Annotated in this window: 1 protein-coding gene; it reads left to right on the top strand. The window is 45.6% G+C overall.

Features of this window, described 5'->3' with window-relative positions; genetic code table 11:
* Window positions 1-16: 16 nt before the first annotated feature.
* Window positions 17-18,826 (top strand): Ig-like domain-containing protein, encoded by an 18,810-nt coding sequence (locus I6F50_RS03880; RefSeq protein ID WP_197175341.1) that lies wholly within the window; start codon window positions 17-19, stop codon window positions 18,824-18,826.
* Window positions 18,827-18,836: the final 10 nt, after the last annotated feature.

Raw genomic sequence — 18,836 nt, 5'->3', positions numbered from 1 at the left:
GTTTGAGGGTACCTAAATGGAAGCAAATCAACTTGTAGTTATTGATATTCAGGGTTCGGCGGGTGTTGTGTTGGGTGATGGATCAATAAGAGCGTTAAACGTGGGTGACATTATTACCGTAGGTGATTTAGTTGTTACTGCTATTAAGTCGTCGTTACAAATAGATGTGCAAGGTGAAACCTTATCTATACCCGCAAATCAAAAGGTAAAAATAACACCAGACCTATTAGCGAAAGAAGCAAGAGACTCTAGCGAAACAACTGTTTTTGATGAAAGTTTAGATGAAGCAATCGCAAGCTTAGACTTAGGTACAGAACAAGACTCATCAACGGCGGCTAATTCAGATGTAACAGATTTTTTAGATGCATTAGAGGGTGATGGGGACATTTTAGATAATTTAGAGGCAACAGCCGCTGGTGGCGGTAATGCAGCTGGTGCAGATGGAGGTAGTTCGTTTGTACAGTTAACCCGAATTTCTGAAAGTGTTGATCCTAGTAGTGTTACTTTTGATTCTTCTTTTGATCAAAACGCTACTGAAGCTTTTAATTTAAGAGATACCTCTGATGGTATTGTGCCTGACGCAACTTCGGCTTCTATTTCACTTAATGAGCTGGGCGTTACTAATTCATCACAACCAACAATTACCGGTACGAGTGAAAACTTAATTGGCGAAACGGTTAATGTGACGGTAACTGATGTTGATGGAAATTCTCAAGTAGTTAGTGTTGTGATTGGCCCTGATGGTACCTTTGAAATAACTCTACCAACTCCGGTTGCTGATGGCCCTGTGACCGTTGTTGTTGAAGCAACAGATCCTGTTGGCAACCCTATAAACGACACTATTTCTATAGAAATTGATACAACACCTCCGCTTATTGCTATTGATCCTGTTGCCGATTCTGCTTCGCAAACAGTGACAGTAACAGGGACTGTATCTGGGTTGAACACTGGTGATAATGTGTCGGTCACGTTAACGGATAGTGCAGGTACGGTACAAACAATTGTTACTCAGGTTGATGCGCTAGGAAATTGGGTTATTACTACTACCTCACCTTTATCTGAAGGAGAGTTTAACGTAAGCGCAGTGGCGATTGATGCCGCTGGAAATCAAGCTGTAGATCAAGCTTTAGCTAATGTAGATTTAACTGCTCCGGTAATCACAGTAAATGTAACTGATGAAACAAATAACGCAACACCACCACTTGTTGGAACAACAAATGGTGTTCCTGAAGGCACGCAAGTAACAATTACTGTTACAGATAGTGCAGGACAAATACAAACATTAACTGCGGTTACTCAAGCCGATGGAAGCTGGAGTGTAGAAGTAGGGACTCCTTTGCCTGAAGGTGATTTTACGGTTGATGCACAAGTAAGCGACAGTGTAGGAAACTTAGCATTAGCAAGTGATTCAGGAGTAGTTGATTTAACGGCGCCTACGGTACAAATTAATAATATTAACGACACTCAAGACACCACGCCAACTATTACAGGTAACGCGCAAGATGTACCTGCTGGCTCTATTATTAGTGTGGTTATTACCGATTTTAATGGTCAAACTCAAACATTATTAACCCAAACTAACGCTGATGGTGATTGGTCTATTGACGTAACTACGCCATTGGCTGAAGGGCAGTTTGAGGTTGATGCAAGTGTAAGCGATGCTGCAGGTAATCAAGCCCAAGCAAATAACCAAGGTGTTGTTGATTTAACAAATCCAGATATTACCGTTACTGCAATTGCTGATACTAACGATACTACACCAACATTTGTAGGTAGGGTAGAAGACGCTCCAGCGGGCTCTGTAATTACAGTATTAGTAACCGATATAAACGGTAGCGTACAAACTTTAACTACTTTATTAAATGAAGATGGCACATGGAGTGTTGATGCTAATGAAATCTTGCCAGGTGGTGAGTTTACAGCAACTGCGTCAGTAACCGATGCTGCGGGTAATGAGGCTACTGCGCAAACAAACGGCGAAATAACGTTTGCTCCTATTTCAATTCAAATCGATGCAATTGCTAATACTAACGATACCACTCCATTTTTAAGTGGTAACACCGGTAATGTGCCTGCAGGTACTACCATTACTTTAACTATTACGGCAAGCGATGGGAGTACGTTTACATTACTTGCAGTGACGCAAGCAGATGGTTCGTGGACTGCACAAGTAACAACCCCTCTACCTGAGGGCGACTTTACCGTAGTTGCTGCTGTTATAGATGACTCGGGCAATGAAGCGCAAGCAAGTGCAGTAGGTAATGTTGATTTAACTGTAAGCATTAATTTTATTATTGATACTAACGATACAACACCAACAATTAGCGGCTCTACCCAAGACGTAGAACCTGGTGCGTTAGTAACCGTTACATTTACAGGAAGCGATGGCGTAGCAGAAACCGTGCAAGTAGTTACAGGTGCTGACGGAAGTTGGTCTGTTGAGGCAAGTAATGAATTGGTTGAAGGTCAGTTTAGTGTAATTGCAACAGTGACTGATGCTGCAGGTAATACAGCTTCTGCAAGTGAAACTGGAGAGATTGATTTAACCGATCCTGCAATCACGATTAATCCTATTGAGGATACGAATGATGTAACCCCATCTGTAAGCGGTAATGTAATTGATGTACCTGCAGGGACCGAAGTTACATTAGTAATAACTGACAGTGAAGGTAATGAACAAACACTTACAACAACTACAAATACAGATGGTACATATACAGCGGATATTATTGCAGATCTCAGTGAAGGTGATTTCACAGTAACAGCAAGTGTTAGCGACACTGCAGGCAATAGCAGTACGGCAACTGTTACAGGTACGGTCGATTTAACCGCACCGAGTGTTACTATCAACAATATTGCTGATACAAACGATACAACACCTGTTCTTACCGGCTCTACCCAAGGATTAGCATCGGGCAGTGAAGTAACTTTAATTGTTACCGATAGTCTAGGGGCTGAGCAACAGTTAGTTACTACTATAAGTGCGGATGGTACTTGGAGTATTGAGGTTCCAACTGCTTTAAGCGAGGGGGATTTTACCGTAACTGCTAATGTATCTGATAATGCGGGTAACGCAGCTCAAGATTCACAATTAGGCTCAGTTGATACCACCCCTCCTTTAGTTGCAATAAATGACTTTGCTGATTCAAACGACACAACACCTATATTTAGTGGAACAACGAGTGATGTAGCACCGGGTAGCCTTGTTAGTGTTTTAGTTACTGATGCAAATGGTGAGTCTCAAACATTGACGGCGGTTGTGTCAGAAGATGGAACTTGGCAAGTTGGTGCAACTCAAGCTGTTGCTGAAGGCGACTTTACAATTACGGCAACAGTAACAGACGCTGCAGGTAATGAAGCAAGCGATACCGGTACTGGAACAATTGATTTATCAGCTCCAATTATAGCAATTAATGTAATCCCAGATAGCGCCGATACTACTCCAACAATTTCAGGTTCAGTACAAAATGTGCCAGCTGGAACAACGGTTACGTTAATATTGACGGATGCTGGTGGTAATACACAAACAATTACAACACAAACGCTAGCTGATGGTAGCTGGACAGCTGATGCTATTAATGAGTTAGTTGAAGGTGACTTTAGCGTTAATGCCATCGTTAGCGATGAAGCAGGTAACCAAAGTGAAACTTCAGCACAAGGAACTATCGATAATACCGCACCAACTATTACGATTGATGCACTCGCTGATAGTAACGATACAACACCGACAATTTCTGGCACTGTAACAGGCGAGCCAGAGGGCACCGTTGTTACTATTACCGTGACTGATGAAGCAGGTAACCCACAAACCATCACCACAGAAGTACTCGCTGACGGCACTTTCACTGTTGATGTATCAGATGAATTAAGCGAAGGCGAATACAGTGTAGACGTATCAATCACTGATACTGCGGGTAACGAAAGTACAGAAGTAACAACGGGTACTATTGATACCTCAGCACCGGTGATTACGATAGATGCACTGGCTGATAGTAACGACACCACCCCAACTATTTCAGGCACCGCAACGGGCGAGCCAGAGGGCACCGTTGTTACTATTACCGTGACTGATGAAGCAGGTAACCCACAAACCATCACCACAGAAGTACTCGCTGACGGCACTTTCACTGTTGATGTACCAGATGAATTAAGCGAAGGCGAATACAGTGTAGACGTATCAATCACTGATACTGCGGGTAACGAAAGTACAGAAGTAACAACGGGTACTATTGATACCTCAGCACCGGTGATTACGATAGATGCACTGGCTGATAGTAACGACACCACCCCAACTATTTCAGGCACCGCAACGGGCGAGCCAGAGGGCACCGTTGTTACTATTACCGTGACTGATGAAGCAGGTAACCCACAAACCATCACCACAGAAGTACTCGCTGACGGCACTTTCACTGTTGATGTACCAGGTGAATTAAGCGAAGGTGAATTTACTGTTGAGGTATCAGTTACCGATACCGCAGGTAATGAAACTACCGCAACAACAACAGGCGAAGTTGATACTGCCGCGCCAACAGTTATTATTGACCCTGTAGGTGATACTAATAATAACACCCCAACAATTTCAGGCACCGCAACGGGTGAGCCAGAAGGCACATTAGTTACAATTACGGTAACTGATGAAGCAGGTAATCCACAAATAATCACCACTGAAGTACAAGCCGATGGCACCTTTAGTGTGGATGTACCAAATGAATTAAGTGAAGGCGAATTTACTGTTGAAGTATCGGTTACCGATACCGCAGGTAATGAAACCACAGCAACTACGACTGGAGAAGTTGATACTTCAGCACCGGTGATCACGATAGATGCACTGGCTGATAGTAACGACACCACCCCAACTATTTCAGGCACTGCAACGGGTGAGCCAGAAGGCACGGTTGTTACTATTACCGTGACTGATGAAGCAGGTAATCCACAAATAATTACTACTGAAGTACAAGCCGATGGCACCTTCAGTGTAGATGTGCCGAACGAATTAAGTGAAGGCGAATTTACTGTTGAAGTATCGGTTACTGATACCGCGGGTAATGAAACCACAGCCACAACAACGGGAGAAGTTGATACCACAGCGCCAATAGTTACTATTAATGCGCTAGGCGATACGAGTGATACAACACCAACTATTTCAGGCACAGCTAGCGGTGAGCCAGCTGGTTCAACCGTAACTTTAACAGTGACCGATGCTAACGGTATAGTACAAATAATTACAGCAGAAGTAATTGCAGATGGAAGTTGGACTGTAGAAGTGTCCGCGGCTTTAGCTGAAGGAAGTTACTCTGTAGATGCAAGTATTAGTGATAGCGCTGGTAATGAAGGTACAGCAAGTGCTTCAGGCACAATTGATACAAGCGCATTGACCATTACCATTGATATTATTGGCGAAACTAACGATCAAACACCTCAAATAAATGGTGATACTTTTAATGCACAAGCTGGCTCTCAAGTTGAAGTTCAGATCACTGACTCAGCGGGTGCAATAATTACTTTAACCACAGTTGTTGATGAAAACGGTCTTTGGAGTGTTACTCCGCCTGCAAATTTAGCTGAGGGCACCATTTTAATTAGTGCAACAGTAACAGACATAGGTGGTGGAACGGCTAATGCAGAGCTTGATGCTGTAATTGATATTACGCCTCCAACAATACAAGTAAATGAACTAGAGACAAGTAATGATACAACACCGGTTATTTCTGGTAACACAACTGACGTAGCTTCAGGCACAGTTATAAATTTAACGGTTACTGATTCTCAAGGAGTTGTTCGCACATTTAGCACAACAACAGATGCCGATGGTAATTGGAGTGTTGAACTTTCTCAAGAGTTGGCCTCGGGCGATTATTCTGTAGAAGCTGAAGTATCTGATGCTGCAGGAAATAGCGCTTCAACTACGGCTACCGGTAATATAGACACATCAGGACCTAGCTTAACCGTTGACTTTGAAGCTGTAACCAACGACTCAACGCCTACTATTTCAGGCACTAGTGATGCAGACGTTGGTACCAGTATCACGGTTGTTATTACAGATGAAAATGGAGTTGAACAAACACTTACCACTACAGTTGATACAAATGGTAACTGGGAAGTAATTCCACAAGCAGATTTAAATGAAGGTGATAACACCATAGAAGTGAGTGTGTCTGATGAAGCAGGAAATACGACAACAGTTACAGATACAATTACGTTAGACACACAAGCGCCAATACTCACCATTCAAAATGTAGGTGATATCAGCGATTTAACACCAGAGCTGCAAGGCACCAGTAATGAAATTGGTGGCACCGTTACACTCACCATCACCGACAGCCAAGGCGCTGTGCAAACCATTGAGACCGTTATAGGCAGCGATGGACATTGGGCAATCGAAGTATCGACAGCCCTTGCACAAGGTGAGTTTAGCGTTGTTGCCAGCATTACTGATGCTGCAGGCAACGAGAGCACAGCAAACAGCAGTGGCAATGTGGATACCATTACACCGGTTGTCACCGTTGATGCACTGGGCTTAGGTAACGACAGCACTCCAGTGATTAGTGGTACCTCAACAGAGCCTGCAGGCACTGTTGTAAACATTGTTATTACCGACAGCAACGGTGATGAACACCCAATTACCGCTACTGTGGATGCAAATGGCGATTGGCAAGCAACCAGCCCTGAATTACCGGATGGCAGCTACAGCGTGCAAGCCAGTATCACCGATGATGCAGGCAACACAGGTGGCGCAATTCAATCAGGCACTCTTGATACCTTAGCACCGACATTAACACTGGATACCGTGGGCGCCACTAACGACAGCACCCCAACAATCAGCGGAAGCAGCAATGCGCCAGTGGGCACAGTGATAAACATCAGTGTAAGCGACGGCACCACAACAGAAACGTTTACCGCAACAGTGCAAGCCGATGGCAGCTGGTCAGCAGATGTACCGAACGCGTTAACTGATGGTCCATTAACTATTGAAGCAAGCGTCAGTGACAGTGCAGGCAACACCACCACGTTAAGTGAAACCGCAACACTCAACACCACGGCCCCAAGCATCAGTATTAATGCATTGGTTGATACCAACGACACCACCCCAACCATTAATGGTACAAGCGATGCGGCCGATGACACCACCATTAGCTTAACGTTTGAAGACAGTGCAGGGAATATTACGACTGTTGATACGACCGTAACGGGTGGTGTATGGAGCGTCGATGCACCAAGCGTGCTAGCCGAAGGCGAATATACTGTCACCGCAGAGGTAGACGATGGCCTAGGTAATATCGGCAGCGCCACAGAAGCAGGCGAGATTGACTTAACCGCACCAAGCCTTGTTATTGTAGACAATGGTGTTAGCAATGACACGACACCGACTATCTCGGGTACCAGCGATGCACCGCAAGGCAGTGAAGTAACCATTGTTGTCACCGACAGTGCCGGTGCACAGCAAACCATTACCGCGACAGTTGGCGGAAGTGGCGCGTGGTCAGTCCCTGTTACGACAGCCCTTGCAGAAGGTAACTTCACCGTAAGCGCAAGCGTGAGCGATGCCGCTGGCAACGAAGCCAACGGCACAGGCGCAGGAGAGGTGGATACAATTGCACCGACCCTTGTACTTACCAGCCCTGGTTCAAGTAATGACATCACCCCGACATTTAGCGGCACAAGCGATGCGGTTGAAGGCACGGTTATTAACTTCACCGTAGTGGATGATTTTGGTAGCTCACAAACGTTCACCACCACTGTGGATGCTGATGGCAACTTCTCAGTGGAAGTACCGACTGCACTGGCAGAAGGGCCGTACACGATCACCGCCAATATCAGCGATGTGGCAGGTAACAGCACCGATATTACAGGCAATGGCACCATTGATACCACAGCACCAAGTGTGAGTGTGGATGCGCCAGTACTCACCAACGACACCACACCCACGGTTACGGGCACCAGTGATGCACCTAATAGCACTATCACAGTTACGTTTACAGATGCAGCGAATACCACTCAAAGCATTGATGTACAAACCGATGCTAATGGTAACTGGAGTGCGACACCAACAGGTACATTAGCTGAAGGTGACTACAGCGTCAGCGCCAGCATCACTGATGCTGCAGGCAACACAGGCACCGGCACGGACAGTGGCGAAGTAGACGTAACCCCGCCAGCACTTGCCTTTACGCCAACGTTTGAGCTTGGCTTATTAGTCACATTAAGTGGTACGTCTGACTTGCCAGCAGGTAGTGAAATTACTATTACCGAGCAACTTGTTAACGGGGGAATTGGTGCAACATATACCACTACAACGGATGCGGATGGCAACTGGTCATTAGTCGGGTTGGATGTATCTTTACTTGATGTTGGCTCAGTGATCGCAACAGCGACCGATGCCGCAGGTAATACCCGTACAATTAGTTCAGATGACTTTGATAATACACCGCCGACACTCACTGTTGATGTTGCAGCACAAAGCGACAGCAATACACCGGTTATTAGCGGCACAAGCGATGCGGGTGAAGGCGCGCAAGTCACTATTGTAGTGACCGACAGCGCAGGCAACCCGCAAACCATCACCGCGCTTGTGGATGCAAACGGTGATTGGAGTGCCACACCAGCGACACCATTAAGTGAAGGTCAAAGCACCATTGAAGTAAGTGTACGCGACAGTGTCGGCAATGAAACCACCGTGAGTGATACCACGACTATCGACACGCAAGCGCCACTACTCACCATTCAAAACGTGGGCGATGTCAGCGATTTAACACCAGAGCTTCAGGGCACCAGTAATGAAATTGGTGGCACCGTTACATTAACTATCACCGACAGTGAAGGCATCAATCAAACCCTTAGCACCGTTGTAGGCAGCGATGGTCACTGGGCAATCGAAGTATCGACAGCCCTTGCACAAGGTGAGTTTAGCGTTGTTGCCAGCATTACTGATGCTGCAGGCAACGACACCACCGCGAGCAGCAGTGGTAACGTAGACACCATCACACCGGTTGTCACCGTTGATGCACTGGGTTTGGGTAACGACAGCACTCCAGTGATTAGTGGTACCTCAACAGAGCCTGCAGGCACGGTTATAAACATTGTTATTACCGACAGTAACGGTGATGAGCACCCAATCACCGCTACTGTGGATGCAAACGGTAATTGGCAAGCAACCAGCCCTGAATTACCAGATGGAAGCTACAACGTACAAGCCAGTATCACCGATGATGCAGGCAACACCGGCGGCGCCACACAAACAGGCAGCTTAGATACTTTAGCGCCGACACTGACGTTAGACACAGTAGGTGCCACGAATAACAGCACACCAACAATTAGCGGGACATCGAACGCGCCAGTAGGCACGGTTATAACGATTAACGTCACGGATGCAGATAATACAGAAACGTTCATCGCGACAGTACAAACCGATGGCAGTTGGTCAGCGGATGTACCGAACGCACTGACTGATGGTCCACTCACCATAGAAGCAAGCGTCAGTGACAGTGCAGGCAACACCACCACATTAAGTGAAGGCGCAACATTGGGTACCAATGCACCAAGTATTAATATTGATGCATTAATGGATACAAATGATACAACGCCGAATGTGAGCGGTACCAGCAGTGCAGCAAATGGCACTATTATCACCGTCAGTATCACGGACAGTAATGACATAACAAACACGGTACAAACAACCGTTACAGACGGTATCTGGAGTGTTGAAGCCCCTGTTGACTTAGCTGAAGGCAGTTATGAAGTTGAAGCGAGTGTTACAGATGGAAGCGGCAATACAAGTACAGCAACAGAAAATGGTGTAGTGGATACGACCATTCCTAATATTGCCGTAAATGATGTAACCGTGACTGATGACACAACACCTACGATCACTGGCACAGCGAATGCGCCACAAGGCAGCACCGTGAGCGTTGAAATCACCGACAGTAATAATATTACTCATACCGTAACGACCACATTAGGGGTTAATGGCACATGGAGCGTAGCAGCCACGCAAGTACTGGCTGAAGGCACCTTTACAGTGAGCGCCAGTGTGAGCGATGCCGCAGGCAACGAAGCCACTGCCACAGGCACTGGTGAAATAGATACCATTGCACCGACACTTGTACTTACCAGTCCAGGCTCAAGTAGCGACATCACCCCGACACTTAGCGGCACAAGCGATGCCGTTGAAGGCACCGTTATTAACTTCACCGTGGTGGACGATCAAGGCAATACACAAACCTTTACGACCACTGTGGATGCCGATGGCAACTTCTTTATAGAAGTACCGACTGCCTTGGCAGAAGGGCCGTACACGATCACCGCCAGCATCAGCGATGCAGCAGGTAACAGCACCGGTATTACAGGTAACGGCACAATAGACACGACCGCGCCAAGCATTACCGTGGATGCGCCAGTACTCACCAATGACACCACACCCACAGTGACTGGTACCAGTGATGCACCTAATAGCACTATCACAGTTACGTTTACAGATGCAGCGAATGCCACTCAAAGCATTGATGTACAAACCGATGCAAGTGGTAACTGGAGTGCAACGCCAAGCGGCGATTTAGCGGAAGGTAATTACAGCGTCAGCGCCAGCATCACCGATGCTGCAGGCAACACAGGCACAGGTACAGACAGTGGCGAAGTCGATATAACACCGCCAGACTTAGCATTTACACCTACCTTCTTATTAGGCTCATTGGTGTTATTAAACGGCACCTCTGATTTACCGGCTGGCAGTGAAATTACCATTACTGAGCAACTTGTTGGCGGCGGTGTGGGCGTAAGTTACACCACAACCACTGACGCCAATGGTAACTGGTCACTGACTGGTATTGATATCTCATTACTGAACTTAGGCTCAGTGATCGCAACAGCGACCGATGCCGCAGGTAATACCCGTACAATTAGCTCAGATGACTTTGATAATACACCGCCGACACTCACTGTTGATGTTGCAGCACAAAGCGACAGCAACACGCCAATCATAAGCGGCACAAGTGATGCGGGCGAGGGGGCACAAGTGACTATAGTGGTTACTGATAGCGCAGGCAACCCACAAACTATCACCGCCCTTGTGGAAGCAAATGGTGATTGGAGCGCCACACCAACCACACCGCTAAGCGAAGGTGAAACGACCATTGAAGTAAGTGTGCGCGACAGTGTCGGCAACGAAACCACCGGGAGTGACACCACCACCATCGACACGCAAGCGCCAACGCTCACCATTCAAAACGTAGGCGATGTTAGCGATTTAACACCTGAGCTGCAGGGCACCAGTAATGAAATTGGTGGCACTGTCACACTCACTATCACGGATAGCGCAGGTGCTGTGCAAACCATTGATACAATAGTTGACAGCGATGGCCACTGGGTTATTGAAGTATCAAACGCGCTTGCCCAAGGTGACTTCACAGTTGTTGCGAGCATTACCGATGCCGCAGGCAATGAGAGCACAGCGAATAGCAGTGGCAATGTTGATACGGTTACACCAATCGTCACTGTTGACGCATTGGGTCTAGGTAACGACAGCACCCCAGTTGTTAGTGGTACCTCAACAGAGCCTGAAGGCACGGTTATCAACATTATTATTACCGACAGTAACGGTGATGAGCACCCAATCACTGCCACAGTTGATGCCAGCGGTAATTGGCAAGCAACCAGCCCTGAATTACCAGATGGCAGCTACACCGTACAAGCCAGTATCACCGATGATGCAGGCAACACAGGTGGCGCAGTTCAATCAGGCACTCTTGATACCTTAGCACCGACATTAACACTGGATACCGTGGGCGCTACGAACGACAGCACCCCAGCAATCAGCGGAAGCAGCAATGCGCAAGCGGGCACAGTGATAAACATCAGCGTAAGCGACGGCACCACAACCGAAACGTTCACCGCGACAGTACAAGCCGATGGCAGTTGGTCAGCAGATGTACCGAATGCACTGAGCGATGGTGAGCTCACCATTGAAGCTAGCGTTAGTGATAGCGCAGGCAACACCACCACGTTAAGTGAAACCGCGACACTCAATACCACTGCGCCAAGCATCAGTATTAATGCACTGGTTGACACCAATGACACCACGCCAGAAATTCGCGGGACAAGTGATGCAGCTGATGGCACAACCATTAGCTTAACGTTTGAAGACAGTGCAGGGAATATTACGACTGTTGATACGACCGTAACGGGTGGTGTATGGAGTGTCGATGCACCAACTGATTTAGCCGAAGGCGAATACATTGTTACCGCACAGGTAGATGATGGACTGGGTAATATTGGCAGCGCCACAGAGACAGGTCAGATAGATCTAACAGGTCCGAGCCTTGTTATTACCAACAACGGTGTAGGCAACGACACCACGCCAACGATTGCAGGCAGTAGTGATGCACCGCAAGGCAGTACGGTAACGGTTATAGTGACAGATAGCAGTGGCACACCACAAACAATGAGCGCCACCGTACTTGCTAATGGTACGTGGTCAATTCCTGTACCGGCAGCCATTGCAGAAGGTGGATACACCATCAGCGCAAGCGTGAGCGATGCAGCAGGCAATGACACCACCGCTACTGGCGCTGGTGAAATAGACACCATTGCACCGACACTTGTACTTACCAGTCCAGGCTCAAGTAGCGACATCACCCCGACACTTAGCGGCACAAGCGATGCCGTTGAAGGCACCGTTATTAACTTCACCGTGGTGGACGATTTAGGCAATACACAAACGTTCACCACCACTGTGGATGCTGATGGCAACTTCTCAGTTGAAGTACCGACTGCACTGGCTGAAGGGGCGTACACGATCACCGCCAACATCAGCGATGTGGCAGGTAACAGCACCAATATTACCGGCAACGGCACCATTGATACCACAGCACCAAGTGTGAGTGTAGATGCGCCATTATTAACAAACGACAGCACACCGACGGTTACTGGCACCAGTGATGCGCCTAACAGCACCATCACGGTTACGTTTACCGATGCAGCGAATGCAGTGCAAACTATTGATGTACAAACCGATGCAAGTGGTAACTGGAGTGTAACGCCAAGCGGCGATTTAGCGGAAGGTAATTACAGCGTCAGCGCCAGTATCACCGATGCCGCAGGCAATACAGGCACGGGTACAGACACTGGCGAAGTCGATATAACCGCTCCGGATCTTGAAATTATTCCATCGTTTTTATTAGGTAATTTAGTTTCTCTTTCGGGGGATTCTGATCTACCAGGGGGTTCTGTAATCACTATTACAGAGTACCTAGTTGGGGGATTAGTTGGTGCAACTTATACAGCAACGACAAATCCTGATGGTACGTGGGGGCTTGCAAACATAACAGTACCTTTACTAAACCTTGCCTATGTGACTGCCAGTGCAACGGATGCAGCTGGTAATGTCAGAACAATCAATACACTTGATTTTGATAACGTAGCACCAGAATTAACCGTTAGTGTCGATGCTTTATCTAATGACAGTACGCCAGTAATTAGCGGCACCACCGATATGGGGCAAGGCACTGTAATTAATATAACCGTGACTGATAGTGAAGGAGAAAGCCAAGCGTTTACTGCGACAGTTCAAGCCGGTGGCGACTGGTCTGTTGCTGTACCTGCAGAGCTAGCGCAAGGTCAATATACCGTTGTTGCAGAGGTTAGAGACAGTGTTGGTAACTTAACAACGCAGCAGGCTCAAGGTGAAATAGACAGTGTTGATCCTACATTAATTGTGAACGAAGTTAACGCGACAATAGATACAACACCTACAATTTCAGGCACAAGTAATGAGATAGGTGCAGATGTAAGCATTATTATTGGTGGTCAAACACTAACAGCAACTGTGGGTACTGATGGCAATTGGCAAGTAGATGTCCCCGTAGCACTTGTTGATGGTGATTATACGGCGCAAGTAAGTATTACCGATGACGCTAATAATATCAGCAGCACGACTATTGATTTAACAATTGATACCCAAGTACCTGTTATTGTACTTAATGATATAACTGTATTTAACACTAATACACCAATTGTAAGTGGTACTTCAACTGAACCACAGAATACGGTGGTCGATATAGTCATTACAGATAGCAACGGTGATATACATACTTTAACCGCAATAGTTGATGCTAGCGGCGATTGGCAAGTTACAGCGCCAAGCTTGCCAGATGGCAATTATGATGTAGAGGTAAGTATTACCGATGATGCTGGTAATACAGGCTCTGATACAGGTTCGAGTTTTGTTGATACTCAAGCACCAAGTATTACTATAAATGCATTAGGTACAATTAATAACAGCACGCCAACTATTTCAGGCACATCCAATGAACCTGAAAACACGAGTATTACAGTAACTGTGACCGATGGAGATAGTACCGAGACTTACACAACTGTTGTTGGTGCAGGAGGTGCTTGGACTGTAGATATTACAGATGTACTGACTGATGGTGAAGTTACAGTTTCTGCAAGTGTTACTGATGCCGCAGGGAATGAATCAGTTGCAAATAGTACCGCAACTTTAAATACCAATGCGCCTACAATTAATATTAATACAATTGTTGATACGAACGATCAAACACCAGCAATATCAGGCACAAGTAGTGCAATAGATAACTCGGTGATCACAGTCGTTATAACTGACGTTAATAACGTTTCACATACTGTAACTACGACGGTAGTAGGCGGGATTTGGAGTGTTGATGCGACAACTATTCTTCCTGAAGGTGAATTTACTGTTTCGGCAAGTGTAACTGAAGGAAGCTTAACGAGTAATACAACAGGTAGCGGTGTTATCGATTTAACCGCGCCAACGCTTAGTATTACGCCGCTTGTAACTTTAAATGATACAACGCCTACAATTTCAGGCACAACAACCGCACCGCAAGGCGCATTAGTTATTATTTTAATTACTGATAGCTTAGGTGCAGAGCAAACGGTTAATGCTACGGTTGGTGCAAATGGCACATGGTCAGTCGCTGCAAGTACAGAGTTGAGCGAGGGCACTTACACGGTTTTAGCTTCAACAACAGATACTGCCGGTAATCCTGTAAACACAAGTATTACAGGGGAAGTTGACATAACAGCGCCAGTTGTGACCATTAACGATATTGCTGGAAGTACCGATCTAACTCCAAGTATTTCAGGGAATGTGACAGGTGCCATGGTAGGTGATGCAGTTGCTGTGGTATTTACCGATGCACTAGGGAATAAGCATACTGTAAATACAACAGTTCAAACTGGTGGTGTATGGTCTGTAGAGGCAACTAGCTCTCTATCACAAGGAGATTATTCAGTTGAAGTCTCTGTTACTGATAGCGCTGGTAATACCGGGGACGCAACAAATACAGCAACCATTGATACAATTGCTCCTGAGATTAGTATTAATCAAAGTTCATTAATACTGACTCAAGATAGCACTCCATTAATTACAGGCACATCTAACGAAGCAAATACAAACGTTATAGTTACCTTTACTGATTCTGCTGGAGTTTCTCATCAAATGACCGTTCAAACCGATGGCAATGGAGACTGGCAAGCGGCTGCTAATAATATTTTAGCTGACGGTGTTTACAGTGTTAGTGCAACTATTAGCGATGCTGCGGGCAATACTTCGGTCGACAATAAAACCGGTGGTGAGGTTGATACCGTGGGACCAGAGCTAACAATTGTGCCTTCGTTCCTATTAGGTCAGTTGGTTTCTTTATCTGGTACATCTGATTTGGGCGAAGGTAAAACCGTTACGGTTACTCTAGAGCTTGCAGGTGATTTACTCGATTTAACATACGATGTAACCACAGATGCAAATGGTGATTGGGAGCTATTAGGCCTAGCCGTTAATGTTATTGGCTTATCAGTTATTGAAGCCTCTGCAACCGATGATGCGGGTAACACCATCACTATTACGACTGCTGATGTAGATGCTTCAACCCCAGTACTAAATGCGGTAGTTGACTTTGCTACTGGTGAGGGCGATTTACCAATAATTAGTGGTACGACCGACCAAGCATCAGGCACTGAAGTGCTAGTTAAAGTGGTAGATAGCGAAAATGTAGTACAAGAGCTTACGGCTATAGTGCAAGCCGATAATACGTGGGCTGTGCAGGTTCCTCAATCATTAGCTGAGGGGGCATTTAGCGTAACAGTTGACGTGTTAAGTGAGGTCGGTATTACTACCACGCAACTACTTACCGCAGTGGTGGATACAATATCGCCAACACTTGGCTTACAGGTTATTGGCACAACATCAGACTCCACGCCAATAATCCAAGGTACCAGTGATTTAATTAATGGTGTTGTTGAAATACAACTAGATGGCGGTTCAGTTTTAACCACCACGGTTAATGCAGCTGGGTTATTTTCACTCGAGGTAGATGCACTAACTGAAGGGCAGCATGTTGCGAATGTGAGTATTACTGATGATGCAGGTAATGTAGTTACCGATACGCTTGAATTCGTCGTTGATACGCTAGTACCAGTGGTTGGAATTTTACCACTGAGCATTAGCAATACAGATATATTAGAGCTTTCAGGTACATCACCAGAAGCTGAAGGCACAAATATTGATGTAACTGTTATTGGTAGTAATGGTGAAAAAACGGTATTTAATACTTTAATTGATGCCAATGGCAAGTGGTCTTTAGTAACTACTAGCTTATCAGATGGTGTATATACTGTTTCTGCAAGTATAACTGACGCCGCAGGTAATACAGGGCAGTCGGCCATTGAGCAAGTAACCATAGATACTATAGCGCCAGCGCTAGGAATTGATTCGTTTGGTGTACTTAATACGCTAACACCTACTATTGAAGGGACAAGCGATGAAGAGGTAGGAAGTTTAATTACCGTAAATATTACTGACTCTACAGATACATTATATGTAGTTACCACTTCGGTATTAGGAGACGGAACATGGCTTATTGTTACTCCTTTACTTGCTGAAGGTGACTTAACAATTGAGGCAATAAGTACAGATGATGCTGGGAATATAGCAACAGTTACGCAAACGGGCACTATTAGTACAACCTTACCAGGTTTGTTAATTAATCAAATTGTAGATACAAGCGATACAACGCCAACAATTACAGGTACCACAGATATATTAGCAGGTGACGTACAGGTAGTTATTACCGATAGTAGCGGTACAGCAACGACATATAACACCCAAGCTATTGCAGGTGTATGGACTCTAATACCTACAACACCATTAGCTGAAGGTGCCTTTACTGTAAGTGCTACAGTTGAAAACTTAGGGCTTACAAGTTCTACAAGCCTAGGTGGCATTATTGATTTAACACCACCAACAGTTGAAGTTAACCAGTTACCTGTTACTAATAACCCGTTACCAACAATTACAGGTACAAGTGATGCACCAGCAGGTACAAATGTGAGTGTTGTTATTACCGATGCTAATAATGATTCACAAACTATTACCGCTCAAGTTTCAGGAAGTGGCACATGGTCAGTAACAGCTACCACCGCGCTTAGTGAAGGTAGCTTTAGTGCAACAGCATCAATAAGCGATACAGCGGGTAATTCTGCTAGCGATACTATGGTGTCAAGCACAGACTACACAGCGCCAACTGTAGTCATAGATCCAATATTGGTAGGGCAAGATACAACGCCTACTGTTACGGGGTCAGTTACTGGAAGCTTTGCAGGTGCAGCGGTTATAGTTATGTTTACTGATTCAGCTGGTGCCACTCACAATGTTCAAACAACAGTTGGAGCTGATGGGACGTGGAGTGTGACATCAGCAGAAGTACTTCCTGAGGGCAACTACAGCGTTGATGTAAGCATTGTTGATGGTGCAAGTAATACTGGTACGCAATCATCAAGTAGCGCAATTGACTCAGGTATTACAATTGATTCAGGATTGGTACTAACTACAGATCAAAACCCAGTTATAACAGGTACAGCCGCTCCAGGTGAGTCAGTAACGGTTATCTTTAGTGGCGCTACAGAGGCAACTGAAACAGTATTTGCTGATGCATCTGGTGAGTGGAGCGTAACAGCTAATACTACCTTAGCTGATGGGGCTTATACAGTAACAGCTGTAGCGACCGATAGTTCTGGAAACGCAACATCAAGCGGTAGTTTATCTGGATTGGTTATTGATAATACACCGATCAACTTTACAGTAGAACCTGAGTACTTACTTAATTTATTGGGTATAGGGATATTGGTTGGTTACGAAGGTACATCTGATGGCGGTGAGGGAAGTAAGGTCTATATTTTCGACTCATTAGTTTTAGGCATTGATTTAGCATTAACTTCAGCGCCATATGCAGTTGTAGATGCTCAAGGTAATTGGGACTCTACTAATTTAGATCTGAATCTTTTAGGTTTACTGGGTACAGGTCTTGAAAACACGCATTTCTATACTGTGGACGAAGCTGGTAATTATCAAGTTAAAAATGGAAATGATGTGTTTATCGAGTCCGGCAATATTTACACCTCTGAATCAGGCTCAGCCTCTGGCGATACAATCCCTGCATCATTTAGCGAAGAGTCGGCTCTAGGCGATACAATTCCTAATGAAGTTTCAAGCAGCAACGTATTAAGCACTGAAACAATTGACTTAGGTAACTTGAGTGGTCTGTCAACACCTGAGCAAACGGTCCAAATGAGTTCGGCGGAACCGCTTAATATTGATGACGTTATTATTAGCGAAGATGCAGAGCAGCTTATAGCGCTAAATACACTGGTTGAGGACGAAGGCTCTGCAATTGCTTATACTCCAGCTCAAAGTGGGGGAAGCATTGATGCAGCAGCACCTGCGGTTGATGTGCAAAATCAATCGGAAGAGATGATTAAACACTTAATTGAAAGTAGTAATAATCAAACGGATATTTAATATTAATAGA

The organism is Pseudoalteromonas sp. NZS127_1 (assembly GCF_015864295.1).
Lineage (GTDB): Bacteria > Pseudomonadota > Gammaproteobacteria > Enterobacterales > Alteromonadaceae > Pseudoalteromonas > Pseudoalteromonas arctica.
Note: the sequence above shows the minus strand (reverse complement) of the source record. Positions and strands in the feature narration are given on the sequence as shown.